At 65.9% G+C, this 25933-nt stretch carries 19 protein-coding genes; 6 read left to right on the top strand and 13 right to left on the bottom strand.

The window, feature by feature from the left end:
• Window positions 1-21: 21 nt before the first annotated feature.
• The 5 genes from ABZ677_RS14405 to ABZ677_RS14385 form a co-directional block, all read right to left on the bottom strand.
• Complete coding sequence (locus ABZ677_RS14405) at window positions 22-1431, bottom strand: replication-associated recombination protein A (RefSeq protein WP_358370389.1); 1410 nt, start codon at window positions 1429-1431, stop codon at window positions 22-24.
• Between the two features lie 49 nt (window positions 1432-1480).
• A complete protein-coding gene (locus ABZ677_RS14400; protein WP_358370387.1) occupies window positions 1481-2650 on the bottom strand; it encodes a kinase in 1170 nt (389 codons plus the stop codon).
• A 155-nt stretch (window positions 2651-2805) separates the two neighbouring features.
• Entirely contained in the window at window positions 2806-3705 is a 900-nt protein-coding gene (locus ABZ677_RS14395; protein WP_358370384.1) for a transglutaminase family protein, read from the bottom strand.
• On the bottom strand, window positions 3705-6320 hold the full coding sequence (locus tag ABZ677_RS14390; RefSeq protein WP_252342147.1) for a circularly permuted type 2 ATP-grasp protein: 2616 nt from the start codon (window positions 6318-6320) through the stop codon (window positions 3705-3707). Before ABZ677_RS14390 ends, ABZ677_RS14395 begins: the two co-directional genes overlap by 1 nt.
• A gap of 236 nt (window positions 6321-6556) precedes the next feature.
• Window positions 6557-9946 carry a transglutaminase family protein gene (locus ABZ677_RS14385; RefSeq protein WP_358370617.1) on the bottom strand — a complete coding sequence of 1130 codons (3390 nt, stop codon included), beginning with the start codon at window positions 9944-9946 and terminating at the stop codon, window positions 6557-6559.
• Between the two features lie 206 nt (window positions 9947-10152).
• On the opposite strand from ABZ677_RS14385, the gene ABZ677_RS14380 reads away from it, so the two are divergent.
• Complete coding sequence (locus ABZ677_RS14380; RefSeq protein ID WP_358370381.1) at window positions 10153-10791, top strand: RDD family protein; 639 nt, start codon at window positions 10153-10155, stop codon at window positions 10789-10791.
• A 125-nt stretch (window positions 10792-10916) separates the two neighbouring features.
• The gene (locus tag ABZ677_RS14375; RefSeq protein WP_358370378.1) at window positions 10917-12017 is read left to right on the top strand and encodes a hypothetical protein; all 1101 of its coding nucleotides are present in this window, start codon (window positions 10917-10919) and stop codon (window positions 12015-12017) included.
• Between the two features lie 81 nt (window positions 12018-12098).
• Here the strand turns inward: ABZ677_RS14375 and aspS are convergent, their stop codons facing one another.
• Window positions 12099-13883 (bottom strand): aspartate--tRNA ligase, encoded by a 1785-nt coding sequence (aspS, locus tag ABZ677_RS14370; RefSeq protein ID WP_358370614.1) that lies wholly within the window; start codon window positions 13881-13883, stop codon window positions 12099-12101.
• A 170-nt stretch (window positions 13884-14053) separates the two neighbouring features.
• On the opposite strand from aspS, the gene ABZ677_RS14365 reads away from it, so the two are divergent.
• On the top strand, window positions 14054-14977 hold the full coding sequence (locus ABZ677_RS14365; protein WP_358370375.1) for a neutral zinc metallopeptidase: 924 nt from the start codon (window positions 14054-14056) through the stop codon (window positions 14975-14977).
• 11 nt (window positions 14978-14988) lie between these two features.
• On the opposite strand, the gene ABZ677_RS14360 is transcribed toward ABZ677_RS14365, so the two are convergent.
• Entirely contained in the window at window positions 14989-16017 is a 1029-nt protein-coding gene (locus tag ABZ677_RS14360; protein WP_358370372.1) for an Rv2578c family radical SAM protein, read from the bottom strand.
• A 123-nt stretch (window positions 16018-16140) separates the two neighbouring features.
• Between ABZ677_RS14360 and ABZ677_RS14355 the strand changes: the two genes are divergently transcribed.
• Complete coding sequence (locus tag ABZ677_RS14355; RefSeq protein WP_037189416.1) at window positions 16141-16611, top strand: DUF3237 domain-containing protein; 471 nt, start codon at window positions 16141-16143, stop codon at window positions 16609-16611.
• 7 nt (window positions 16612-16618) lie between these two features.
• Here the strand turns inward: ABZ677_RS14355 and ABZ677_RS14350 are convergent, their stop codons facing one another.
• Genes ABZ677_RS14350 through ABZ677_RS14340 form a run of 3 tightly spaced genes read right to left on the bottom strand, consistent with a single transcriptional unit; the run spans window position 16619 to window position 19228 of the window.
• A complete protein-coding gene (locus ABZ677_RS14350) occupies window positions 16619-17290 on the bottom strand; it encodes a hypothetical protein (protein ID WP_358370369.1) in 672 nt (223 codons plus the stop codon).
• Window positions 17262-18533 (bottom strand): histidine--tRNA ligase, encoded by a 1272-nt coding sequence (gene hisS / locus ABZ677_RS14345; protein WP_358370366.1) that lies wholly within the window; start codon window positions 18531-18533, stop codon window positions 17262-17264. The genes ABZ677_RS14350 and hisS overlap by 29 nt, the downstream gene beginning before the upstream one ends.
• Window positions 18534-18535: 2 nt before the next feature.
• A complete protein-coding gene (locus tag ABZ677_RS14340) occupies window positions 18536-19228 on the bottom strand; it encodes an MBL fold metallo-hydrolase (protein WP_037189418.1) in 693 nt (230 codons plus the stop codon).
• Window positions 19229-19419: 191 nt separating this feature from the next.
• Between ABZ677_RS14340 and ABZ677_RS14335 the strand changes: the two genes are divergently transcribed.
• Both ABZ677_RS14335 and ABZ677_RS14330 read left to right on the top strand, forming a co-directional pair.
• Complete coding sequence (locus ABZ677_RS14335) at window positions 19420-20283, top strand: peptidylprolyl isomerase (protein ID WP_037189419.1); 864 nt, start codon at window positions 19420-19422, stop codon at window positions 20281-20283.
• Window positions 20280-21074, top strand: a complete 795-nt coding sequence (locus ABZ677_RS14330; RefSeq protein ID WP_037189420.1) for a peptidylprolyl isomerase — start codon at window positions 20280-20282, stop codon at window positions 21072-21074. Before ABZ677_RS14335 ends, ABZ677_RS14330 begins: the two co-directional genes overlap by 4 nt.
• 66 nt (window positions 21075-21140) lie before the next feature.
• On the opposite strand, the gene ABZ677_RS14325 is transcribed toward ABZ677_RS14330, so the two are convergent.
• From ABZ677_RS14325 to ABZ677_RS14315, 3 genes are all read right to left on the bottom strand, one after another.
• A complete protein-coding gene (locus ABZ677_RS14325) occupies window positions 21141-23615 on the bottom strand; it encodes a RelA/SpoT family protein (protein ID WP_094634576.1) in 2475 nt (824 codons plus the stop codon).
• Between the two features lie 72 nt (window positions 23616-23687).
• A complete protein-coding gene (locus ABZ677_RS14320; protein WP_037189421.1) occupies window positions 23688-24227 on the bottom strand; it encodes an adenine phosphoribosyltransferase in 540 nt (179 codons plus the stop codon).
• The gene (locus tag ABZ677_RS14315) at window positions 24224-25927 is read right to left on the bottom strand and encodes an ABC transporter substrate-binding protein (RefSeq protein WP_358370361.1); all 1704 of its coding nucleotides are present in this window, start codon (window positions 25925-25927) and stop codon (window positions 24224-24226) included. Before ABZ677_RS14315 ends, ABZ677_RS14320 begins: the two co-directional genes overlap by 4 nt.
• Window positions 25928-25933: the final 6 nt, after the last annotated feature.

The raw sequence follows: 25933 nt of genomic DNA, 5'->3' as shown, positions 1-25933 counted from the left end.
ACCCTGTGCCGACTCGAGGGCCTATCGGCCTCGGATGATGCGCCGCAGTTTCCCCACCCTGGTCGCGATTTCGCGCTCGGCACCGTGTTCGGTGGGCTCGTAATAGTTCACGCCCACCAGTTCGTCCGGCGGATACTGCTGCCCCAGTACGCCGCCAGGACTGCTGTGCGGGTACCGATACCCGACGGCGCTTCCCAGCCCTTGCGCTCCCTTGTAGTGGCCGTCGCGCAGATGCGGCGGCACCGATCCGGACTTGCCTGCCGCGACGTCGGCCATGGCCGCACCGAGTGCGCCGATCACGGCACCGGACTTGGGCGCAGTCGCCAGGTGGATCGTCGCCTGCGCCAGCGCCAACCGCGCCTCGGGCATCCCGATCATCTGCACGGCGTTGGCAGCGGCCGTCGCCGTCTGCAAAGCCGTGGGGTCGGCCATCCCGATGTCCTCGCTGGCGTGGACCACGAGGCGTCGCGCGATGAACCGCGCATCCTCGCCTGCCGTGATCATCCGCGCCAGATAGTGCAGGGCGGCGTCGACGTCGGACCCTCTGATGGATTTGATGAATGCACTGATGACGTCGTAGTGCTGATCGCCGTCGCGGTCGTAGCGCACGGCAGCCTTGTCGACACTGGCCTCGACCGTCGCGAGGTCGAGCGTTCCGTCGGTCGCGGCACCTGCCGCCGCCTCGAGGGCCGTCAACGCTCGTCGGGCGTCACCGGCCGCGAGACGCACCAGATGATCCATCGCGTCCTCGGCGATGGTCACCGCACCGTCGAGTCCGCGCGGATCGTTCGCGGCGCGAGTGAGCAACAACTCGATGTCCTCGGATCCCAGCGGCTGCAACTGCAGAACCAACGATCGGGACAGCAGCGGAGAGACCACCGAGAACGACGGGTTCTCGGTGGTCGCAGCGACCAACAACACGATGCGATTCTCGACGGCTGCCAGCAATGCATCCTGCTGCGTCTTGGAGAAGCGGTGCACCTCGTCGATGAACAGCACCGTCTGCTCCCCCGAGAGCAGTCGGCGTCGCGCCAGTTCGATGACGTTGCGTACTTCCTTGACTCCGGCCGACAGGGCCGACAGCGCCTCGAACTTGCGTCCGGTCGCGCCCGAGATCAACGACGCCAGCGTCGTCTTGCCGGTTCCCGGTGGACCGTAGAGCATCACCGAGGATGCGCCGGAGCCCTCGACGAGCCGGCGCAGCGGTGCCCCGGGAGCCAACAGATGAGACTGCCCCACCACCTCGTCGAGGCTCGTCGGACGCATGCGCACCGCCAGCGGGGCGTCGGGCCTGATGTAGGTGGACGTCGGACGGGACTCGGCGACCGTGGCCTCCGGTGCCGCAGGCGTGTCGAAGAGTCCGTCGTCGCCGAACTCGTCGCTTCCCGAGATGTCCCCGCCCGAGATGTCACTTCCGAAACCGCCGCTCACCGGTCGAACGCTACCGATCCGACCGCCGGATACGCGAACGACGTCTTCCTCAGCGCTCCCACTTCGTGCGCAGCGCGGTTTCGACCGACGTCGCGTACTCGGCGATACCGGTCTCGCCGACGCGCGCAGCACTGTCTGCCAGGACCGCCCACCGCGACATCAGCGCCTGCGACCGCGGAACCGACAGATGGTGAGCACGCGCCGCTGCGATGCGGGTGTGATCGTCGGGCAGGAACCAGTAGGTGCTGAGCCATACCCAGATCAGACGCGCGTCGAGGATCTTGCTCGCCAGCGTCGTGTCGTCGGCCAACGCGGGCCAGATTCCCACCACTTCCGAGCGCCACGCGTCGATCATGGCCTGCTCGCGATCGTGCGAGAGCTCGAAGCTGCACAGGCAACCGGGGAACGACGCCAGCGCATAGGTGATGTCGAGGGTGGCGTCACGGAATCCGCCCCACTCGTAGTCGAGGAACCGCACACCTTCGTCGTTGACGATGATGTTGTCGGGGCACAGGTCGGACGGGCTGAAGGCACGGAAGGCTCCGTGCGCGAACAACCGCCCGCTGCGAGAGACGCGATCGAGAATCGCATCCGGAGTCGTTCCGACGCCGAGGAGATCGGTCAGCAGGCCGGGAACCTCGGCGAGCGCATCGGGTATCTGGGCGGAGATCCCGTCGGTCGAGTCGGGTTGCCCCACCCGGCGCAGGAGAGCCGCGAAGTCGTCCTCGCGGCCGACGGTGGCGGCGTGCATGCGGCCGAGCGCCTGAGCCATGGCCATCAACGAGTTGGTCACCGCGGCTTCGTCCGAGTTGCGCAGCAGAGTGGTGATGGGACTGGCGTCGCCGAGATCGCTGAGAACCAGCAGCCGCGCATCGAGATCGTAGGCGTGCAGCTCGGGTCCCGGCCTGCTGTCCGTGGCCAGAGCGTTGGCGAACTGGTACGACGCCGCCTCGCGAAGGAAGGCACTGGAACCGGAGATGTCGGCGAGCTCGGCGTGCAGTTCCGATTCGTCGGGCAGGTCGCGAACCTGCTTGATCACCAGGGTGCGGGGCAGCTGAAACGGGTTCTCGGAGACTCGGACTCGCAACACGATCGCTTGGCCGCTACCCCCCAGATTCACCGGGTCGATCAACGTCACCGGAGCTCCGGTGCGTTTGGTGAGGAGTCGCTGGGCTGCTGCTACTACCTCTGATACAGGGTCTGCCAGTGTTGCGGTCATCGATGTCCAAGCTACCCGTTCGGTGTGTTCTGCTGTGCCGTCTCGGTGGCTACGAATGAGAAACGATTGTCCGTTTTGCGGCTTTTCGCACGTTGCATTCGCAGATTCGACCAGATGGTCGGTTACCCCCGGGCCACCGAATTATGCAGGGTTCGCTACTGCGGTGCAACGTCCACCGATACGGCGATGGTGCTCTCCTCCGCCTCGGTGTAGATCACCCCTCGCAATGGAGGTACGTCGGCGTAGTCGCGTCCCCACGCCACGGTCGCGTACCGCTCGTCGACCAGCTGATCGTTGGTGGGATCGAAGGCGAGCCAGCGATCGTTCGGCATCCACACCGCTGCCCACGCGTGGGTCGCGTCGACACCGATCATCCGCTCCTTGCCGGGCGGAGGTTCGGTGGCGAGGTATCCCGACACGTACCGGGCCGCCAGACCCTGGGACCGCAAGCACGCGATGGCAAGGCGAGCGAAGTCCTGACACACCCCTGATCGCGCGGCGAGGACATCGACAACGGTGGTCGAGACCGTCGTCGAACCGGAAAGATAGCGAAAATCGGTGAAGATCCGATGTGTCAGATCGACGATGACGTCCGCCAGCGGTCGACCGGGCCAGAAGCTGGGTGCAGCGTAGGCGCGTACCTCGTCGGTGATCTCCGGGGTCGGCAGATCCAGAGCGAACTCCACAGCCGATGCACGGGCCGCATCCGCAGGCACGTTCGCACCGAACAGCGCCATCCGAGCGGACTCCCAGGATGCCGTCGCCGGCCACGACGTGGTCTCGTCCACCGGGCGCGGATACACCTCGACGAGCGAATCTGCCGTGACGACCAACTTCTCGTGATCGTTCGTCACATGGAAGTACACGTCTTCGTTGCCGTAGACATCCACTCCGAAGGACTGGTCCGTGGGGGCCGGCTCCACCGTGACCGACTTCTCCACGCAGTGCTGCCCGTCCATGTCCCGCGGCGCGAGGAATCCCCGCCCGTAGGACGAGGTCACGCGGTCGGAATACGTGTAGGTGGTGATGTGCTTGATTCGGTACCGACGACTCATCACCGCACCCCGTTCGCAGTTCGGATGTTCGAGCTACCCCACAGCGGCTGGGTGCCACCGGGCAACGACATGTGCGTGGCGAGGACGACGCGAGACAATTCCTCGAGTGAGTCGTGGATGCCGTCCACCAGCTCGATCAACTCCACCCGTCGGCCGTTCGCGTCGACCGATTCCAGATCACCCGGGTCGACCCGCCGCAATCGCACCCGCATCTGCTCGACGAGCTGCTCGGGCCGCGACGTACCCGAGGCGTCGGGCAACGAACCCAGGTCGTCTCGAAGCCGATCGAGCTGGTAGACCAAGGCCCGCGGGTTGCCCTCGTCGAACAACAGCAACTGCGCGACGGCTGCCGGACGCGCGCGCCCACTGTTACGTCTGCGGTAGATCACCGAGGACTCCGCCGCGGACAGCACCGAGTCGATGACCGCCTGTTCGGTGGACGGCGTGAGAGCGTGGCTGAGCGTGGCCGAAAGCAGCGCAGTCAACTGAAGACCACGCTCGATCCGTTTGCCGGCGTCCATCAGATACCAGCCCGCGTCTCGCACCATCGATTCCGACGCCAAGCCGGCCAGCGCGAGCAGACCACGCAGCACACTCGACTGCGACGACGCCAGTTGTGCGCCGTTGTGAACCGGCGACTCGGCCAGCTCCTCGAGCGCGGTGTCGATGCGGTTCAGAACCGCCCAGGTGTCGTTCGAGAGCTGGTCGCGGACCGCGCGCGCCGCCTGCTGCATCCGATCCACCGATTGCGCCAGCGAACCCATACGTCCCGTCGAGAGCATCAGCGAGCGCATCTCCACGATCGCGTCGCCGCGGTTCTTCTCGTCGAGGAATCCCGGCCAGGTGCGCGAGACCTTCGTGACCGCTTCGAGCAGAATCGGCAGACTTTCGCTGCCTTCGAGCCACGGCATCGAGCGGTAGTCCTGATTGCGTTCGCGCGCAGCGATGAGCAATCGAGTCATGTCCTCGGCACGCTCGCTGTAGCGGCCGAACCAGAACAGGTCGCCGAGTACACGTGGAGAGCTGACGACATCGACGTTGGACGCGGCGTACTGCGGCAACTCCTCCACCGTGGCGGGCGGAGTGTGCGGTGCCGAGTCGGCCGGGGTGACCCGTTCCACCGACTTGACCCACACGTCCTTCGACGCCACCGTGATGAGCGGATCGGTGACCGGTGCGGTGAGCACCACCTGCCCCAGACCGCCGCGCATCGGTGTGTACCCGCCGCGCTGCGCAACCGTGAACAGCCGCATCCCCACTTGCGCTGGGGCCACCGACAACTGGGAACCCGATCCGCCGTCGATCGACGAACCGACCGGAGCCAACGAGAACTCGGGGACTTCCTGCCCGGTCCACTTCCACGGCTCGGCGACGATTCGATTCCACAGCTCCCTGGCTGCGACATCGGTGAGATCGTGCCCCACCACCGTGCGACGCGAGGTGGTCGACCGCAGCACCAGCGAACGCAGCCGATTTCCGATGTGCGAGAGCTGGTTCGGATCACCGCCCCAGTACGTCTGCACCGAACCGAGAATCAGATCCTCGTCCAACAGGGCACGGCTCAACGCCGGAAGCAACGGAAGCAGAGCCGGGTTCTCGAGCACACCGCTACCGAGGGTGTTCACCACGCTCACGGCGCCGCGCCGCAGCACCTCGACCAGACCGACGACACCCAGGTGCGAATCCGGGCGTAGATCGAGTGGGTCGGCGAACTCGGCGTCGACTCGGCGCAGCACCACATCCACCCGACGCAACTTGCCCAGCGACCGCATCCACAGACAACCGTCGCGGACGACGAGATCGGCATTCTCCACGAGAGGAAAGCCGAGAACCGTTGCCAGATAAGCCTGATCGAATGCCGTCTCGGAATGCGAACCGGGACTGAGCACCACCACGACCGGGTTCTCGGCCGATGCGGGAGCCGCGTCGCGAAGCGCCAATCGCACTGCGCGAGCGAACGTCGAGAGCGGCCTGGGATTGCTGGCCTGGAACAACTCGGGCATCGCGCGCGACATCACTCGCCGATCGGCGAGCGCGTAGCCCACTCCCGACGGTGCCTGCGTGCGGTCGGCGATGACTCGGAATTCGCCGTCGGAACCTCGGGCGACATCGGCGGCGTGCATGAACAGCTGATGCGGCCCCGGAATGGTGATCGCGTGCGCCGTCCGCAGATAGCCCGGGTTGCCGAAGACCAACTCCGGCGGAATCAACCCCCGACGAACGGTTTCCTGGGCACCGTAGATGTCGGTGAGCACCGCGTCGAGCAGCATCGACCGCTGAACCAAACCTGCTTCCAGACGATCCCACTCGTCGGCCGCGACAACCAACGGAACACTGTCCAACCCCCACCGAACAGCACTGGGCACCGCCTCGCTGCCACCCGACGGAATCGGGTTGTACGTGATGCCGTGGTCGTCGACCAGACGGCTCACCCGCGACTGCAACGTCTGCATGGCACCCGGGCCGGCCTCACGCATCCCGTCGACCAACTCCGCCCAATGCGGACGCACGGCGTCGTCGGCGTCGAGCATCTCGTCGAACCGATCGACGCGACCGCTCACGGCCTCGCGCCGACCGCGATACGCGAGCCACGGCAACCCGGCTCCGGTCGACACTTCTTCGTTCCTGCCGGCTCCACTCGAAACATCGTCGTTCCTGCCGGCTCCACTCGAAACATCATCGTTCCTGCCGGCTCCACTCAGGGTGGTATCCACGGGCACCATCGAGCCGTTGTTCCTTCCGTCGGTCGATCACACTCCGCCGCCGGGCGACTCCGCTGCCTGCGGAACCACCCGATACGCGTCGGACCGCGATCGCTACCGGTCGACTCGTTCTCCTGTGCAGTCGCGCGTCAGGACGTGATGACTCCGGTCCGGCGCAGGTCGAGCATGCCGGGCGCGGACACATCGATCGCTTGGCGAGCGTGCATCTCGAACAATCTTGCTACGTCCACCTTGCCCGAGGTGAACCCGCCCTCCTCGAAGCGGCCGTTGCGGCGTGCTTCGGCTTCCACCGAGTTGACGGGAGGCCCCTCGTACGAGCGACCGCCCGGGTGCACGACGTGGTACGAGCACCCACCGACCGCGCGTCCGGTCTGCATTTCCACCAGATCGAAACGCAGTGGACTCTGCACCTCGATCGTCGGGTGCAGTGCACTCGGCGGCTGCCAAGCGCGGTAACGCACGCCGGCGACCTGCACGTCCTGACGCTCGGTGCGCAACATCGGCACCGGCACCCCGTTGCACGTCACCATGTATCGGCCCGCGTCGGCTCCGGCGACCTGAACCTGGATTCGTTCCACCGAAGAGTCCACGTACCGCGCGGTGCCCGAGGACGTCGACTCCTCGCCGAGGGTGTTCCATGGCTCGATCGCGCCACGCAATTCGATCTCGGCGTCCCCGACCACGGTGGTACCGATTCGGGGGAAACGGAATTCGGTGAACGGATCGAGCCAACTGGTGTCGAAATCGATGCCGTGCTCACGGAGGTCCTCTACGACACGACCGATATCGTTGATGACGAAGTGCGGCAACATGTACCGACCGTGCAGGTTGGCACCGTGCCGGATGAGAGGTGCTTTCAGCGGGGTGTCCCAGAACCGCGAGACCATCGATCGCACGAGCAGTGACTGCACCATCGCCATCTGATGGTGCGGCGGCATCTCGAACCCGCGCAGTTCGAGCAGTCCCAATCGTCCGCGAGTGGAGTCGGGACTGTAGAGCTTGTCGATGCAGAACTCGGCGCGGTGGGTGTTGCCGGTGATGTCGGTGAGCAGGTGCCGCAGCGCTCGGTCGACGACCCAGGGCGACGCCGATCGGTCGGCCCCGGTCAGTCGCTCGATCTCGCTGAACGCGACCTCGAGCTCGTAGAGCGATTCCTCGCGGCCCTCGTCGGCGCGAGGAGCCTGCGACGTGGTGCCGATGAAGCGGCCCGAGAACAGGTACGACAGCGACGGGTGCCGCTGCCAGTGAGTCAGCAGCGAGACCAGCAGGTCCGGTCGACGCAGAACGGGTGAATCCACCGGCGTCACGCCGCCGAGGGTGATGTGGTTTCCACCGCCCGTTCCACGAGTGGTGCCGTCGTTGTCGAATCCCTCTGTGCTCAAACGGGACTGACGCGCCTCGAGGTAGAGACGCTCCATCAGCTCGTTCTGTTCGGCCCACGAGGAGGTGGGTTGCACGTTGACCTCGATCACACCGGGATCCGGTGTGACGGTCAGGGTTTGGATGCGCGGATCGGACGGCGGACCGTAGCCCTCGATCACGACGGGCGTGCTGATGGTCGACGCCGCCTGCTCGACGCGTGAAACGAGGTCGACGAAGTCGTCCAACCGATCCATCGGCGGCATGAACACGTGCAGGACGCCGTCACGGACCTCGGCGACCAGCGCGGTGACGGCGGTGCCGCCCACCCCGGACGTCTCGTTCACCAACTGCGCGTACCGCGACTCGGCCGGATTCACCGCACGCGGCGGTTGCTGGGTCAGCTGCGGTGTGGGCAGATCCGCCTTGGGAGCGGTGGGGTCCGCCGGGTTCTCGACGGGTCCGCCGTCCCAGGAGATCGCTCGTAGTGGCAGCCGCAGACCCGCGGGAGAATCGCCTTCCAACAACACTATTCGGCCACGGCGCAACTTCCAGTCCGAGCTCTCCCAGCCGGACCCGTCATCGGTACGGGAGATGGGCAGCACGAAGGCCGCAGGCTCGTCGGTGCTGGCATCGAGCCGTTCGAGCAGTCGTTTTCTGGCGTCCGCGGAATCGGCTCCCGGTTCGAGATCCTCGTCGTCGGCGGGCGGGTCACCGTAGGGCTGGCGAACAAGATCCAACAGTTTCACCAACGGGTCCTCGTAGGCGGGACGCGCTTGTGAGGCAGGCAGTCCGAGCGCCTTGACCAACTCGTCGATCAGTTCCTGCGACGCCGAGTTGTCCACCGGCTCCGGGCGCAGATCTTCCGCCAACCAGGGATCGGCGATCAGGTCGGAGTCGTGCCACAGGGCTTGACCGTCGGTGCGCCAGAACAGTCCCACCTGCCACCGCGGCAGCGGTTCACCTGGGTACCACTTGCCCTGACTGCGCTGCACCAGACCGTCCGGTGCGTAGATGGTGCGAAGCCGTTCGGCGAGCACACTGGCCAGCTTGCGCTTGTGTGGGCCATCGGCCGTGGTGTTCCACTCGGGCGCTTCCTGATTCTCGATCGCCACGAACGTGGGCTCGCCGCCGACGGTCAAACGAATGTCCTGATCGAGCATCCGCTTGTCGATCTTCTCGGCTGTCGCCTTGATCGACTCCCACTGCTCGGCGGTGTAGGGCAAGGTCGTTCGCGGATCCTCGTGGACGCGCACGACGGTGTTCGAGAAGTCGAGTTCGGCCTTGCACTTGCTCGTCGCACCGGAGATGGCGGCGGCAGTCGACGGGTGCGGCGTCGCCGACAGAGGGATGTGGCCTTCGCCGGCGAACAGGCCCGACGTCGGATCCATCCCGACCCAGCCCGCACCGGGGAGATAGACCTCGGTCCAGGCGTGGAGATCGGTGAAGTCCTCCACCGGCCCGGACGGGCCGTCCAACGACTTGACGTCGGAGGACAACTGCACCAGGTAACCCGAAACGAAGCGCGCCGCCAGACCCATCTGACGCAGTACCGACACCAGCAACCATGCCGAGTCGCGGCACGACCCGACGGCGGACGTCAGGGTCAGATCAGGGGTCTGCACTCCGGGTTCCATGCGCACGGAGTACCCGACGTCCCCCATGACGGCCTGGTTTGCCATCACGAGAAAATCGATGGTGCGCAACGATTCTCCGCGCTCGACGACGGCCGCCTGCAGCTTCTCCACCCAGGCCGAGACCACCGGGCCGGGTCCGGATCCGGCCTTGCCCTCGTCCACCGGGCGCAGGTACGGCTCGAGGTCGGGAAGGTCGTGCTCTTCGTACGCGAACCCGAAGTGCTCGGCCCATTCCTCGACGAAGAAGTCGAGGGGATTGATCGACGCCATGTCCGCGACGAGTCCGACGGTGATCGACAGATGGTCGGTTCGCTCGGGGAAAACCACCCGAGCGAGGAAGTTTCCGAACACGTCCTGCTGCCAGTTGACGAAATGCTCCGCCGGTTCGATCTTCAGCGAGTACGCCTCGATCGGTGTACGCGAATGCGGTGCCGGTCGCAGCCGAATTTCGTGCGGAAAGATCTTGACGGTGCGGTCGAATTTGTAGCTGGTGCGGTGTTCGAGTGCAACCTTGATGCCCACGGCGAGCCCCTCGTGATAGTCCCGGTATGGGTAGAACACCCAACCCTAGTAGGACCGGGCCCGGTGCGCTCGGCGAGAAATCGTGTCCGAAATGTACTGACAGGGCGGGTGTGTACTGCTTGACACCCTCTTCGTGGTGCGGTTCGCTCAGCGAGAATCGAGTATTCGTTCGACGCACGCCACACTTTGCAACCAAAGGGAAATTCGTGAGCGACAATCCACCCAACGGACCGCAGTACGGCTCGGATCCGAACCAACCCCAGTACCCCACGAATCCGGCGTCCGGTTACCCGCCACCCGGCAACTACCCACCACCCGGCAACTACCCACCACCCGGCAACTACCCACCGCCCGGCAACTACCCACCGCCGCCCGTGGGTGGCAACGCGGCATTCGGAATGGGCTCGCAGTTGCCCGGCGGCGCGCAGCCAGGCAGCCTCGGATCACGGTTCGCGGCCCGCTTCGTGGATGGGCTGATTCTCGCTGTCGTGCAGATCATCCTGTACGTGATTCTCCCGAGCGGGTTCTTCGGATCATTCTTGTTCGGCCTCGCGGCGGCGCTTCTCGGCTTCGCGTACTTCACACTGCTCGAGTCCTCCCGCGGCCAGACCCTGGGCAAACAGGCCCTCGGATTGCGCACCCTCGGTGCAACGGGTGGACTGCCCACGCAGGCCGAGGCAGCCAAGCGCAACGCATTCATGCTGCTGAACATCGTGCCGTTGCTCGGCAGTTTCCTGGTGATCGTGGCGTACATCGTCATTGCGGTGACCATCAACTCGAGCCCGACGAAGCAGGGCAAGCACGACGAGATCGCCGGCGGAACCCAGGTCATCAGCATCTCGTAACAACCCGTCTACGCACGAGCGGACCTCCGAAATTCCTGGAGGCCCGCTCGTCTGCGTTCGGGTGTTCCCGGGCCTCGGTGCCCCAGAGCACCCCACTCGTCCCGACCACAGACCAGGAGAACGACGTGAGCGACAACTCGACCGACGAACCGCGGCCCGGCGAGGGATCCGATCCCGACCGCCCCGAAACGCCGAACACTCCCCCGCCGAACACGGGAAACACCCCACCGCCTCCTGGTGGTCGGTACCAGCCCCCGTCCGGAAACTACCCGCCTCCCGGCGGCTACCCATCTCCGGACAACTACCCACCGCAGGGCAACTACCCGCCGCAGGGTGGTTACCCACAGCAGGGTGGTTACCCGCCTCCCGGTGGCTACCCACCCCCGCCCGGAAACTTTCCACCGCAGGGCGGCGCACCCGGCGACTATCCGCCGCCTCCCGGGGCGTACCCACCGCCTCCCGGGGCGTACCCACCGCCTCCCGGCAATTACGGAAATTACGGCAACCAGGGGTACGGGCACACGCCCCTGGGTCCCAATCCCGGTCGTCTGGACGCAGGCGCGGCGCTGAGCTACGGGTTCGCGAAGTTCAAGGCCAACGTCGGCCCGTGGCTGGGCATCACCGCCATCGTCTGGGCCGTCAGCGCTATCGGACTCGCCGTGATCTTCGTCTCGACGTTCAGCGCAGCAATGGCAGCCGCCGACGCCGGCGACACGACCTTCACGACCACGACATCCGGGGTGGCCATCGTCATGACGGCCATCGCCACGTTCGCGTCGTATTTCGTCAACGCCGCCTATGTTCGCGGAGCTTTGGACGAGACCGGTGCACCCGAGAAGCCGTCTTTCGGGCGGTTCTTTCAACTCACCAACGTCGGGCAGATCGCCATCCTGGCGTTGATCTGGACCGTCGTCAGCGTGGTGTTCAGTTTCATCCCGTTCCTCGGAACGGTCCTTCTGATCGTGATCGGCTTCCTGGCCAACTTCGCCCTGACGTTCCTGATCGATCGGAACCAGTCGGCGATCGAATCCATCAAGTCCAGTGTCGACCTGACCGTCAAGAACTTCGGCCCGCTGCTGCTGCTCCTCCTGCTGTTGGCCGCGATCAACATCGTCGGTGCTCTGCTGTGTGGCCTCGGTTTGCTCTTCACCATTCCGATTTCGGTGATCGCCACCAACTACGCGTACCGCGTCCTGACCGGCGGTCCGCTGTCCCCCGCACGCTGACCCGACTGCTCCCGAACTACTCTCGAACAGACGAATGTCCCCGTGGCGCGGGCGCTACGGGGACATTCGTATTCGGAGCTCTTACGCGTCGGCCGATTCTTCCTTCTTCTCCGGCTTGAAGTCGACGCCCGATTCCTTACGCTGCTGCGGCGTGATCGGTGCGGGTGCGTCGGTCAACGGGTCGATGCCGCCTCCGGACTTGGGGAACGCGATGACCTCACGGATGGAATCGACTCCGGCGAGCAGCGCAGTGATGCGATCCCAGCCGAACGCGATGCCGCCGTGCGGCGGTGCGCCGTAGGAGAAGGCATCGAGGAGGAAGCCGAACTTCTCCTGAGCTTCTTCCTTGCCGATACCCATGATCGCGAACACCCGTTCCTGAATGTCCTTGCGGTGGATACGAATACTGCCACCGCCGATCTCGTTGCCGTTGCAGACGATGTCGTAGGCGTAGGCCAGAGCAGATCCGGGGTCGGTGTCGAACGTGTCCATCGACTCCGGCTTGGGCGACGTGAAGGCGTGGTGCACTGCAGTCCACGCACCTGACCCGACGGCCACGTCGCCACTGGCGGTGGCGTCGGACGTGGGCTCGAACAACGGAGCGTCGACGACCCACACGAACGCCCATGCCTTCGGGTCGATCAGGTCGAGCTTGCGAGCGATCTCGCCGCGCACGGCACCGAGCAATCCACGTGATGCCTTGATCGGGCCCGCGGAGAAGAAGATCGCATCGCCGTTGTTCGCACCGACGTGTGCTGCGAGGCCGTCGCGCTCGGCGTCGGTCAGATTCTTGGCAACCGGGCCGCCCAGCGTGCCGTCCTCACCGACGAGAACGTACGCGAGGCCCTTGTGGCCTCGCTGCTTGGCGAATTCCTGCCACCGGTCGAGCTGCTTTCGGGGCTGGCTCGCGCCACCGGGCATGACGACCGCGCCGACGTACGGGGCCTGGAACACTCGGAACGTGGTGTCGGAGAAGAAGTCCGTGCATTCGACCAGTTCGATGTCGAAGCGGAGGTCGGGCTTGTCCGAACCGTAGCGACGCATCGCCTCGGCGTAGGTGATCCGTGGAATCGGAGCCGTGAAGTGGTGGCCGACGAGCTTCCACAGCGAGGCCAGGATCTCCTCGGCCAGCAGGATCACGTCGTCCTGGGTGACGAAGCTCATCTCGACGTCGAGCTGCGTGAACTCCGGCTGACGGTCGGCGCGGAAATCCTCGTCTCGGTAGCACCGAGCAATCTGGTAGTACCGCTCGATGCCGCCGACCATGAGCAGCTGCTTGAACAGCTGCGGACTCTGCGGCAGAGCGTAGAAGCTACCCGGCTGCAACCTCGCCGGCACCAGGAAGTCGCGGGCACCCTCGGGGGTGGATCGCGTGAGCGTCGGAGTCTCGACCTCGACGAACTCGTGATGCGCGAGCACCGATCGGGCCGCGGCGTTGACGTGCGAGCGCAGGCGAATGGCACGCCCGGGGCCCTCACGACGCAGATCGAGGTAGCGGTACTTCAGACGCGCTTCTTCACCCGGCTGGTCGTCGAGCTGGAACGGCAGCGGTGCGGCCTCGGACAGAACCTCGATCTCGGAGGCCTCTACCTCGATCGCGCCGGTCGGGATCTCGTAGTTGGCGTTACCCTCGGGGCGGCCTTCGACCTTGCCGGTCACCTTCACGACGTATTCGGCGCGCAGGCGGTGCGCCTGCTCGAGTGCTGCTCCCTCGCGGAAGACGACCTGGGACACACCGGACGCGTCGCGCAGATCGATGAAGATGACGCCGCCGTGATCGCGTCGGCGGGCCACCCATCCCGTCAGCGTCACGGTTCGGTCGACGTGCTCGGGGCGTAATGAGCCGGCGAGGTGGGTGCGCAGCACGGGTGTCCTTTCGAGAAAAATCCGCTGATCGTGTTCTTCGCTCACCGATCCTACGGAGCACATGACCGTAGAAGGAAACGAGATCGCGCCGCGGCGTGCGAAGCTATGGCCGACAGCAGCGATGTGTGTTCTCGCCACAGGGTGGGAGCTCGGCGGAGAGGAACTCGGGCATGACCTTCAGAGAAGGTTCGCGGATGGAGCGGGGTCGAGTCTCCGTCGGCGGCAGCGGTGGCGGCGGACGCGGTGGCAAACTCGCCATCGGCGGTGGTGCAGGCGGCCTGATCATCATCGTCATCGCACTGCTCTTCGGCGGAGATCCCGGCTCGATTCTCAATCAGATCAGTGGCGGCGACAGCTCTGCAGGGCAGGTCGACTCCGGTGCCTCGGGGACCCTCGAGGGCTGCGAGACAGAGGCGGAAGCGAACAGCAAGATCGACTGCCGAATCGGATTCACGGTATCGAGTCTGGACACCGTCTGGGAATCTCAGCTGCAAGCGCAGACCGGTGTCGCTTACGTTCAACCCGGCGTGAATCTGTTCTCGGGAGCAACCAACACCGGCTGCGGCAACGCCACCAGCGCCGTCGGGCCGTTCTACTGCCCGGCCGATTCCACCGCCTACTTCGATACGAGCTTCTTTCAGGTTCTCGTCGACCAGTTCGGCTCCAGCGGCGGCCCGTTGGCGCAGGAGTACGTGGTGGCGCACGAGATCGGCCACCACCTGCAGAACCAACTGGGCGACATCGGCCGCGCCCAGGCCGATCCGCAGGGACCCGAGTCCGGTGGCGTCAAAGTGGAGTTGCAGGCCGACTGCTACGCGGGAATCTGGGCGCACTACGCAGCCGACACCGTCGACCCGGACACCGGGGTTCCGTTCCTCGAGCCGCTGACCACCACCGACATCGACGACGCCCTCTCCGCGGCATCGTCGGTGGGCGACGACCGAATTCAGCAGGCATCTACGGGCAGCGTCAACCCCGAGGGCTGGACTCACGGTTCGTCCGCGCAGCGACAGGCGTGGTTCACCGCGGGCTACGAGTCCGGACAGGTGGCGGCCTGCGACACGTTCGCGGCACGCGATCTGAACAATCCCTGAACCGGCACCGATCAGAACAGGGTGAGAGCGGGCCCCGAGGTCACCAGTTCTCGGGAATCGGCCGGCTCGTTGGCGGGCAGCGAGCGGGTCTGCTCTGCGGCGAACCCGTAGGCGTCGAGCAGCGGATCGATTCTGGCTTTCAGCCACTGCTTGTACTCGGGAGTCACGTACGCCCCGTGTCCGTAGAGCTGACGGTATCGACGCACCAACGCGGGGTGTTCCTTCACCAGCCAGCTCATGTACCAGTCCTTGGTGCTCGAACGCAGATGCATCGGCAGGGCCGTCACGGTCGTCGCACCGGCCTCGGCCAGGGCACCGATCAGACCGTCCAGTTGCTTGGCCCCGTCGGTGAGAAACGGAATGACCGGTGCCACCAGAACCCCGCAGTCCAGTCCCGCATCACGTACCGCACGAATGAGGTCCAATCGCGCTCGCGGACTGGGGGTTCCGGGCTCGAGCTGCTTCTGCAGGTCGGCGTCGTGAATGGCCAGGCTGATGCTCACCTGCACGTCGACCTGCTGCGCGGCGAGCGTCAACAGGGGCAGATCACGCCGCAGCAAGGTGCCCTTGGTGAGAATCGAGAACGACGTGCCCGATTCGGTCAGTGCCCGAATGATGCCGGGCATCAACCGATATCGACCCTCCGCGCGTTGGTAGGGGTCGGTGTTGGTACCGAGGGCCACCGGCTCCCGTTTCCACGACCGGCGTGAGAGTTCCTTGCGCAGTACCGCCGCCACGTTCGTCTTCACGACGATCTGCGTGTCGAAATCGTTGCCGGAGTCCAGATCCAAATATTCGTGCGTCGGGCGAGCGAAGCAGTACCGGCATGCGTGTGAGCACCCACGCATCGGATTGACGGTCCAGGAGAACGGCACCTGCGATTCGCTCGGCACCTCGTTCAGGGCGCTCTTGCACAGCACCTCGTGGAAGGTGATGCCCTCGAACTCGGGCGTCTGCACGCTTCGGACCAGCCCGGACCGCTCGAGCCCCGGGAGCGCCCCGTCGTCCGCGGCGTCGAGAGTCTGACCGGCCCATCGCATGCACACAGTCGAACATTTGTTCTATGTCGTGTCAAGGCCGGCCGACCCCGCCGGTACCCGCTCGGGTGTGGTCACCGGAGGGCGATAGCGTAGGCCCACAGTCGATCCTAGGAGTGCACCGCCGTGACCGCCCCGAACACACCGACCCTCGAACCCATTCTGCGTCTCGGCCTCACGCTGGGACCGGGAATCGACATCGGTTCGGTACCCGCCGGTGAGCGGGTGGTCACCACCGTGCTCGGCGGCGCAGCTCCCGGCCCCGACATCGAGGGCACCCTCGCAGCAGGGTCGACCGTCGTCAGCGTCACTCGGCCGGACGGATGCACCGAGTTCAGCAGCGATCTCGTTCTCGAATTGGCGACCGGCGGTTACCTCTCGCTCGACTACCGCGGGGTTCAGTTCGGGCCTGCCGACGTCATCGACGCTCTGAACGATCCCGAACGTGAGGTCGATCCCGCCACCTACTACTTCCGCGGCACCCTCAGCGTGTCGACCGCAGTTCCGAAGTTCACCTATCTCAACCGCGCACTCGTCGTCACGTCCGGATCTCGCTCCGCCGAAGCCGTCGTGCTCGACGCCTTCCTGGTCACCTGACCACGACTCAGTCGAGCAGCTGAGCGACCTCACGGTCGGTCAGCGTCGCCTGCGGAGTCCGTCCTTTGCTCCGGACGAGTTCGACGGCGCGGTAGAGCGGCCGTTGGTCGAGTCCGGCGTCGCGTGCCTCGGCGCGCAGCTGATCCACCAGCACCGATGCGATCGCCGCGGCAGGCACCAGCTCGGTGGTCCACAGGGAGTCGGCGAGGGTGCGTAACGCGAGAATCGGCAGTTCACGGCCCCCATCCCTGGTGTAGAGCGCTAGGGGAAGCACGATGTGGGTACGCCCGTCGTAGAGCCGCAGCGAGATCTGATCGATTCCGGCCGTCCGAATCGTCAGTTCGGCCGTCACCACCTCCGGCATCTTCAGCCGGCGAGTGCGCAACCCCCGCGCGCACAGTTGCGGGCCGTCGAGCCACACCCGTCGGCGCAGACCGAGCCAACCCGACAGTACTGCGGGACCGCCGACGATCACCCCGACGAGAACTGCAACCCATACCGGCGCGAACAGCGCCAGGACGACGGCGAGAAGAATCCCGATCGCGGCCGACCCGACGATGATCTTGCGCAGGCGCGGTGCCAGGAACTCCACCGAGACCAGGTCCAGGGCTACCGGCCCCGCATTGGACCCGGAGTCACCGGGCCGACGATCACCGGCCAAGGCGCGCTCCGAGGGCATCGACCACGTCGGCCATCGGAACGGTCTCCTGCTCGCCGTTCGAAAGGTCTTTCATCAGAACCGATTCCGCAACCAATTCCTGGTCGCCGAGCACCAACGCGAACCGCGCGCCGGATCGGTCGGCGGCCTTCATGGCACCCTTGATTCCGCGATTTCCGTAGGCCATGTCCACGGCTATTCCTCGTTCGCGAAGCTGAGCCGCGATGTCGACGATCGCCAGCTTGGCACCGGCCCCCATCGGAACGCCGAAGACCTGGCATCGTGCCGTCGCGCCCGCGGTCTTGCCCTCGGCGGCGAGTGCCAGCACTGTGCGATCGACGCCGAGACCGAACCCGATTCCGGAGAGCGCCTGCCCACCGAGCTGTTCCATCAATCCGTCGTAGCGTCCACCGCCGCCGATGCCCGATTGTGCGCCGAGCCCGTCGTGCACGAATTCGAACGTCGTCTTGGTGTAGTAGTCGAGGCCACGCACCATCCGCGGATTCACCAGGTACGGAACGTTCATCACGTCCAGGTATGCCAGCACTTCGTCGAAGTGTTCCTTCGCCGAATCGGAGAGGTGATCGAGCATCAACGGCGCGTCCGCGGTCATTTCACGCACCTCGGACCGCTTGTCGTCGAGCACCCGCAGTGGGTTGATCTCGGCACGTCGACGCGTGTCCTCGTCGAGGGGAAGGGCGAACAGGAACTGCTGCAACAGCTCTCGGTACTGCGGGCGGCAGGTGTCGTCACCGAGCGAGGTGATCTCGAGTCGGAACCCGGTGAGCCCGAGGGCACGAAAACCGGCATCGGCCACGGCGATGACCTCGGCGTCCAGCGCCGGGTCGTCGACGCCGATCGCCTCGACACCAACCTGCTGCAGCTGCCGGTACCGCCCGGCCTGTGGGCGCTCGTAACGGAAGAACGGCCCGGCGTAGGCGAGCTTGACCGGCAGTGCTCCCCGATCCAGACCGTGCTCGATCACCGCGCGCATGACCCCTGCGGTGCCCTCGGGGCGCAGCGTCACCGATCGGTCTCCACGATCGTCGAACGTGTACATCTCCTTGCTCACCACATCGGTCGACTCCCCGACCCCGCGGGCGAACAGGCCGGTGTCCTCGAAGATCGGCAGTTCGATGTGGCCGTAGCCGGCGTTGCGGGCCGCGTCGAGCAGCCCTTCGCGAACGGCGACGAACTCGGCCGAGTTCGGGGGAAAGTAATCGGGAATCCCCTTGGGGGCGGAAAAGGCGGTCGGCTTGCTCACGCTCACAGCTTTCCTTGCTCGGGGTCGGTGAGTCCAACGAGGAACGGGTTGGACCCGCGCTCCTGGCCGATCGAGCTCTGTCCGCCGTGACCCGGGAGCACCACCGTGTCGTCGCTCAGCGGGAGCAGCCGAGTCGCGATGGACCTCAGCAGTTGGTCGTGATCGCCGCCGGGCAGATCGGTGCGCCCGATCGATCCCGCGAAGAGGGTGTCCCCGGTCAGGGCCAGCGGAACCGATCCGTCGGGCCCGTCGGCATGGGCGAGGAACACCACCGACCCCTGGGTGTGCCCGGGAGTGTGCACCACCGTGAATTCGATGCCGGCCAGCTCGAGCCGTAGACCGTCCGTGAGCTCGATCACCTCGGCCGGTTCGTGGAACTCGAGGTCGCCGAGCACTGCCGCCAACGTCGGACCCGTTCCCTTGATCGGATCGGACAGCATGTAGCGGTCCTCGGGTGCGATGTACGCCGGGATGCCGTACTTTGCGCAGATCGGCTCCACCGACCACGTGTGGTCAAGATGACCGTGCGTGAGCAGTACTGCGGTGGGGGTGAGCGAGGACTGCGTCAGGAAGTCGATCAACGGATCAGCGGCGTCCTGACCGGGATCGACGACGACACACTCGGACGCGTCGTCCTGGGCCAGGATGTAACAGTTCGTCTGAAACATGCCTGCGGGGAATCCGGTGACGAGCAAGACAAACGCTCCTAAAGGCTGAGGCCGAAGTACCGAGCAAGCTTAGTGGGGCCGCTCCCGCCGGGTCCCCCCAGCATGCTCTCAGGCAGTGATGGCAAACTCGCGTTGGCCGATTCTCGGCCGATTACCACACGATCGGTCCGTGCAGCGAGCGGGCGAGGTCGTTTTTCGACAAGCGGGAGGAACACGAATTGCCCAGCAACGAGCAACGGCGCGAGGCTGCCAAACGAAAGCTCGAACGCCAACTCGTACGCCGCGCCGAGCGAGCGCGACGTCGTAAGCAATTGACGATCGCCGGTTCCATTCTCGGTGTCGTCGCGGTCGTGGCCGTCGTCTCGGTCGTGTTCGTGGTGACCCGCGGTGACGACGATGCGAGCACCGCCCAGGAGTCGACGACGTCGGCACCCGCCGATTCGATCATCGCAGCAGGGCGCACCGAGCCGCTGCCCGAGACGGTGAACTGCTCCTATCCCGCCGCGACACAGCCTGCGGCCAAGGAGAACACTCCCCCGCGCACCGACAACGTCCCCACCAGCGACGAGCCGCTGAGCTACAGCATGACCACGTCTGCGGGGAACATCGGGCTGACGCTGAACAATCCCGAGTCTCCGTGCACGGTCAACAGTTTCGTCTCGCTCGCCAATCAGGGCTACTTCGACGGCACCACCTGCCATCGACTCACCACGGGCGCGGGCCTGCAGGTTCTGCAGTGCGGCGATCCCACGGGCACCGGCTCCGGCGGACCGGGCTATCAGTTCGCCGACGAATTCCCCACCGATACCTATGCCGAGGGCGACCCCGCTGCTCAGACCCCGATCTCCTACCCACGCGGTACGTTGGCCATGGCCAACGCAGGCCCGGGTACCAACGGCAGCCAGTTCTTCCTCGTCTACGGCGATTCGGAACTGCCGCCCGCCTACACCGCGTTCGGCACCATCGACGAGACCGGACTCGCCACTCTCGACGCCATCGCAGCCAAGGGAGTGGAGGGCGGCGCATCCGACGGAGCCCCCGCCGAACCGGTCGACATCACGTCCATGCTGAGCGACCTGTGAAGCGCACCTCGGCGCTGACGATCGCGGTCTCGGCCACCGCGCTGGTACTCGCAGGGTGTTCCAGTTCGGCCGAACCGACAGCTGCACCGGCCACCACACCGTCGTCGACAACGACGACGACGACCGCAGCACCCGCGCCGCGGCCTGCCCTCGATCTGTCCCGTTTCGGCGCGTTGCCGCCCGTGCCGCAGCCGACGACCGACACGGTGTCCTGCTCGTATCCGGCCGAGTCCCCGGCCGCCAAGGAGGTCGAGGCGCCCGCGACCGACAACATCGACGTGTACGGAAACGTCGATGTGACGTTGTCCACCAATCAGGGTCCGATCGACATCACGCTCGACCGGACTCAGGCACCGTGCACCGTCAACAGCGTCGTCGGCCTCGTCCAGCAGGGATATTTCGACGGCTCGCCCTGTCACCGTCTGACGACGTCACCGGGCCTCGAAGTGCTGCAGTGCGGTGACCCGTCCGGGTCCGGTCGAGGCGGACCGGGATACACCTTCGCCAACGAGTACCCCACCACCGCGTACACCGACGATCCGGCGCAGGCCGAGAATCCGGTGGTCTACCCCCGCGGAACGCTGGCCATGGCCAATGCAGGCCCCGATACCAACGGCAGCCAGTTCTTCCTGGTGTACGCCGATTCGGTGCTGCCGCCGCAGTACACGGTGTTCGGCACCATCTCGGACGCCGGTCTGCAAACCCTCGACGCCATCGCAGCGGGCGGGGTCACCGGCGGCTCCGAGGACGGTGCACCGGCGAATCCGGTGATCGTGGAGTCCGCAGCCTGAGTTCAGAAAGACGAGAGGGTGAGCAGAGTATCTGCTCACCCTCTCGTTGCTTCCGTGGACTGCCGCTCAGGCCGCAGACGTCAAGCGGTACACGTCATACACTCCCTCGACGTTGCGCACGACGTTCAGCACATGCCCGAGGTGCTTCGGGTCGCCCATCTCGAACGTGAACTTGCTGATCGCAACCCGGTCCCCCGACGTCGCGACGGACGCCGAGAGAATATTGACCTTCTCGTCGGCGAGCGCCTTGGTGACGTCGGAGAGCAGCCGGTGACGGTCGAGTGCCTCGATCTGAATGGCGACCAGGAACACCGAGGACGCCGACGGTGCCCACTGAACTTCGATGAACCGTTCGGACTGCTCTTCGAGCGAGCGTGCGTTGGTGCAGTCGGTGCGGTGGACACTCACCGATCCACCACGGGTGACGAATCCGAGGATCTCGTCTCCCGGCACCGGAGTGCAGCACTTCGCCAGTTTCGCGACAACACCCTCGGCACCGGTGACCAGCACTCCCGCGTCGCCGACCTGACGGGGTCGAGTCGGGATCGTCGACGGTGTCGACCGCTCGGCGAGCTCTTCCTCGACATCGCCGACGCCACCGAGATGGGCGACCAGCCGCTGCACCACGTGGCGGGCGGACACATGATTCTCGCCGACCGCGGTGTAGAGCGCGGAGACGTCGACGTACCGTAGCTCGTGCGCGATCGCCGACATGGACTCGGCATTCATCAAGCGCTGCAAGGGAAGTCCGCCTCGACGAACCTCCTTGGCGATGCCGTCCTTGCCTGCCTCCAGGGCTTCCTCGCGGCGCTCCTTGGCGAACCACTGGCGAATCTTGGTCTTGGCTCGCGGGGAGGCTACGAACCCCTGCCAGTCCCGACTGGGACCGGCAGTGGCGGCTTTGGAGGTGAACACCTCGACCACTTCACCGTTGTCGAGAGTCCGTTCCAGTGCGACGAGTCGACCGTTGACCCGCGCGCCGATACAGCGATGCCCCACCTCGGTGTGCACCGCGTACGCGAAGTCGACCGGACACGATCCGGCAGGCAGGGTGACGACATCACCCTTGGGGGTGAAGACGAAGATCTCCTTGACCGCGAGGTCGTAGCGCAGCGACTCGAGGAACTCCCCCGGATCGGCGGCTTCTCGCTGCCAGTCGAGAAGCTGACGCATCCACGCCATGTCGTCGACCTCGGCATTGTCCTGCGAATGCTTGCCCTTGGTCTCCTTGTAACGCCAGTGCGCAGCGATGCCGAACTCGGCTGTGCGGTGCATGTCGCGCGTGCGGATCTGCACCTCGAGGGGCTTGCCCTCGGGGCCGATCACCGTGGTGTGCAGCGACTGGTAGACCCCGTAACGCGGCTGCGCGATGTAGTCCTTGAAACGGCCCGCCATCGGCTGCCACAACGAATGGACCACGCCGACAGCGGCATAGCAGTCACGGATCTCGTCGCACAGAATGCGGACGCCGACGAGGTCGTGGATGTCGTCGAAGTCGCGGCCCTTGACGATCATCTTCTGGTAGATCGACCAGTAGTGCTTCGGGCGCCCCTCGACGACGGCACTGATTCGCGACGCGGCGAGTGTCGCGTTGATCTCGGCCCGAACCTTTTCGAGGTAGGTGTCGCGGGACGGCGCACGATCGGCGACGAGACGCACGATCTCGTCGTACTTCTTCGGATGAAGAATCGCGAACGCCAGGTCTTCGAGCTCCCACTTGACCGTGGCCATCCCGAGCCGATGAGCAAGCGGCGCAATGACTTCCAGCGTCTCCTTGGCTTTGCGCGCCTGCTTCTCCGGAGGCAGGAACCGCATGGTGCGCATGTTGTGCAACCGATCGGCGACCTTGATGACCAACACCCGTGGATCTCGCGCCATCGCGATGATCATCTTGCGGATCGTCTCGCCCTCGGCCGCGGTTCCGAGCACGACCTTGTCGAGCTTGGTCACTCCGTCCACGAGATGAGACACCTCGTCGCCGAACTCCTCGGTCAACTTGGCGAGCGAATATCCGGTGTCCTCGACAGTGTCGTGCAGCAGCGCCGCAACCAGAGTGGTCGTGTCCATCCCCAACTCGGCCAGAATATTGGCCACGGCGAGCGGATGCGTGATGTAGGGGTCCCCGGACTTGCGCATCTGCGAGGCATGCAGCTCGTCCGCCACGTCGTAGGCCCGCTGCAGCAACGCCAGGTCGGCCTTGGGATAGAGCTCGCGGTGCAGGCTTACCAGTGGCTCGAGCACCGGCTTGACCGCGGCGCTGCGTCCAGCGGTGATGCGGCGCGCCAGACGTGCTCGCACCCGCCGCGACGCCGAAGTGGGGACAGGTGCCGAGTTACGGGTTCCCGACGGCGCCTGCGAATCGGACGCCACCGGATCGCGGGAAACCGGAGTGTCGACGGCCGGGCCGGCATCACCGGACGCGGCCTCGTCGGTCGTGACGAGTCCACCGGTCCGATCGGTAACGCCGGTCTGATCGGCAACTGCGGGCCGCTCGGGGACGGCAGGCCGATCGGGCAAGGGCTGATCGATGTAACGGGTCACTCTCATCACCTCCTGCCACACGTTCCGCGCTGACGCCGGAACATCAACGCATTGTGAAAGAGACTTTAGTCCTCATACTCGAACCAGGCAGCCGAGCGGGTAGCCACTGCACTTGTCGCGCCCACCCAGAACGGCGATCTCGAGAACCACAGCAGCACCGGCGATCACCGCGCCCTGCTCGGCCAACAACCGAGCCGTCGCATCGACGGTACCGCCGGTCGCCAGCACGTCGTCGACCACCAGAACTCGTCGTCCGGCCACGTCGATCGCAGTCGGGATCTGCAGTTCGGCGGTTCCGTACTCGAGATCGTACGACCGTGAATGCACCGGAGGCGGAAGCTTTCCCGCCTTGCGCACCGCGAGCACACCGCACCCGAGTTCGAGGGCAACTCCGGCCCCCAGCAGGAATCCCCGTGCGTCGATACCCGCCACCAGGTCGACGTCCTCGAACCCTTGCGCCAGCTCCGACACGACACTGCGTAACGCCGGCCCGTCCGCGAACACCGGTGTCAGATCGCCGAAGCGCACACCGGGGACGGGGAAGTCGTCGACCCACCGCGTCAGCCTGGTCACGGCAGCGGCAGCACCCACTGCACCGCCTGCGTCGTTCATCGAAGAAGCACCCACCGATCCATGTTCCATCCGGCACCAGCGGCCGTCGGGTTGGGCACCACGTCCTGCATGCCGTCACTGACGACAGTCGTACGCGGCTCGTTGTACAGGGGAAGCGACGGCATGTCGTTCCACAGGATGTTCTCGCCCTCGGTGGCCAGCGCCAGAATGCGCTCGGGATCGTCGGTCACCGCCAACTGATCGACGATGGAGTCGATCCTGCCGTTGCTGTATCCGCCGACGTTCAGACCGATGCCCGTCCGCAACGAATACCGTGCGGTGACCGCGGCAGCCGAACCCGACGGTCCGGGAAGCGATCCGCTGCTACCGAGGACGGCATCGACCGCCCCGGCCCGCAGGGCGGACGGTGTGAAGTCCGGTGAGCTCGCGTCCTCGACGGTGATGCCTGCGGCCGCGCAATCGGCAGCCATGCGACTCACCACCTGGGCGCGGCGCGCGTCCGGTCCCCGGTAGCCGACACGAACGGTCAGTGCGTCCACGCCTGCGGCCTCCAGTTCTCGGCCCGCCTGGTCCAGGTCCGAACGCTGGTATCGATCACCCACCACCGCTGCGACCGATGGGTACTCGAGTGTGTCGGGCTGGACGAGACGAGAGTCGACGAGGCCCGAGCCGAGGCCCGCCGCAGCCGCCTCGAAACCGGGGTGACCCAACGTGTCGAACAGATCCGATCTCGGGATGCACGCGGCCACTGCTCGACGTGCACTCGCGTCGGCCAACACCCCCTGGGTTGCGAACGTCAATTGCTCGACGCCTCGCGACGGTTGCTCGGTGGTCGTGAATCCCTCGGGGGTCCCGAGATCGACGGCACCGGCCCCGTGGTCGATCACGTCCAGCGAGCCGTCCGCAGCCTTCGCCGTCAGGTCGGTGCCCTTGGGCCAGACGACCACCTGCGCGGTCTCGGGCGGGTTTCCCCACCAGGCGTCGTTCGCCACGAGCACGAGACCGTCCTCGGCGGAGTATGACTCGACCCGGTACGGGCCGGCCGAGGGCAGTAGCGAGAGGTCGATCGAGCCCGGCGTCAGGGTCCATCCGGTGTTCCAGAAGTCGGCGATGCGGCTCACCACGTCGTCGTCCTCGCCCAGGATGGGATCGACGACGTTCGGCACGCCCGCGGCCCGAGCCGCGACGTGTGCCGGTAGCAGGTCGGTGGCACCGAACAGCGCGCGCCAGTTCTGGTAGCTGCGGCCGGACGCGAAGACGACAGTGGCTTCCTTGGCCCCAGGAACGCAATCGATGCGCTCGATGTCGGAGTACCCGGCCGTCGACGCCGCGTCGAACAGGGGGCGGTCGGTGGCGAACCTTCCGCTGTTCGCCGCCCAGGCCAACACCAGGTCGTCGCAGGCCATCGGCGCACCGTCGGAGTACGTCGCGGCCGGGGCGATGGAGTACTGCACGGTCAGCGTGTCACCGGGAACCACCGTGGCTGTTCCGATGTCGTTGTCCGACAACGCGTCTCCCTCGGGCCCGAGGTAGCTGAAGCCCACCTGCACCCGAGTGAACGCCTGCCGGGCTCCCGACGCCGCGCCGTCGACGGTTCTGGCGTTGTACGTGTTCACCACGTTGTCGAACGAGTAGCCGATCGAGGGCACCTTGTCCTCGGGCGACGAACACGCAGTGATGGACACTGCGCCGACACTCGCTGCCACCAGTGCCGCGCTCCACCGTCGTTTCACGTGCACTCTCCG

The sequence above is a fragment of the Rhodococcus sp. NPDC006774 genome (assembly GCF_040636045.1).
Classification (GTDB): Bacteria; Actinomycetota; Actinomycetes; order Mycobacteriales; family Mycobacteriaceae; genus Rhodococcoides.
The sequence above is the reverse complement of the archived record's forward strand: the minus strand, read 5'-3'. Positions and strand labels throughout refer to the sequence as shown.

Bases quoted from the DNA above. Each gene is read 5' to 3' on its own strand.
- ABZ677_RS14400 (WP_358370387.1), bottom strand. From the start codon at position 2,650: ATGACCGCAACACTGGCAGACCCTGTATCAGAGGTAGTAGCAGCAGCC.
- ABZ677_RS14395 (WP_358370384.1), bottom strand. From the start codon at position 3,705: ATGAGTCGTCGGTACCGAATCAAGCACATCACCACCTACACGTATTCC.
- ABZ677_RS14365 (WP_358370375.1), top strand. From the start codon at position 14,054: ATGACCTTCAGAGAAGGTTCGCGGATGGAGCGGGGTCGAGTCTCCGTC.
- ABZ677_RS14360 (WP_358370372.1), bottom strand. From the start codon at position 16,017: ATGCGATGGGCCGGTCAGACTCTCGACGCCGCGGACGACGGGGCGCTC.
- ABZ677_RS14350 (WP_358370369.1), bottom strand. From the start codon at position 17,290: ATGCCCTCGGAGCGCGCCTTGGCCGGTGATCGTCGGCCCGGTGACTCC.
- ABZ677_RS14320 (WP_037189421.1), bottom strand. From the start codon at position 24,227: ATGAACGACGCAGGCGGTGCAGTGGGTGCTGCCGCTGCCGTGACCAGG.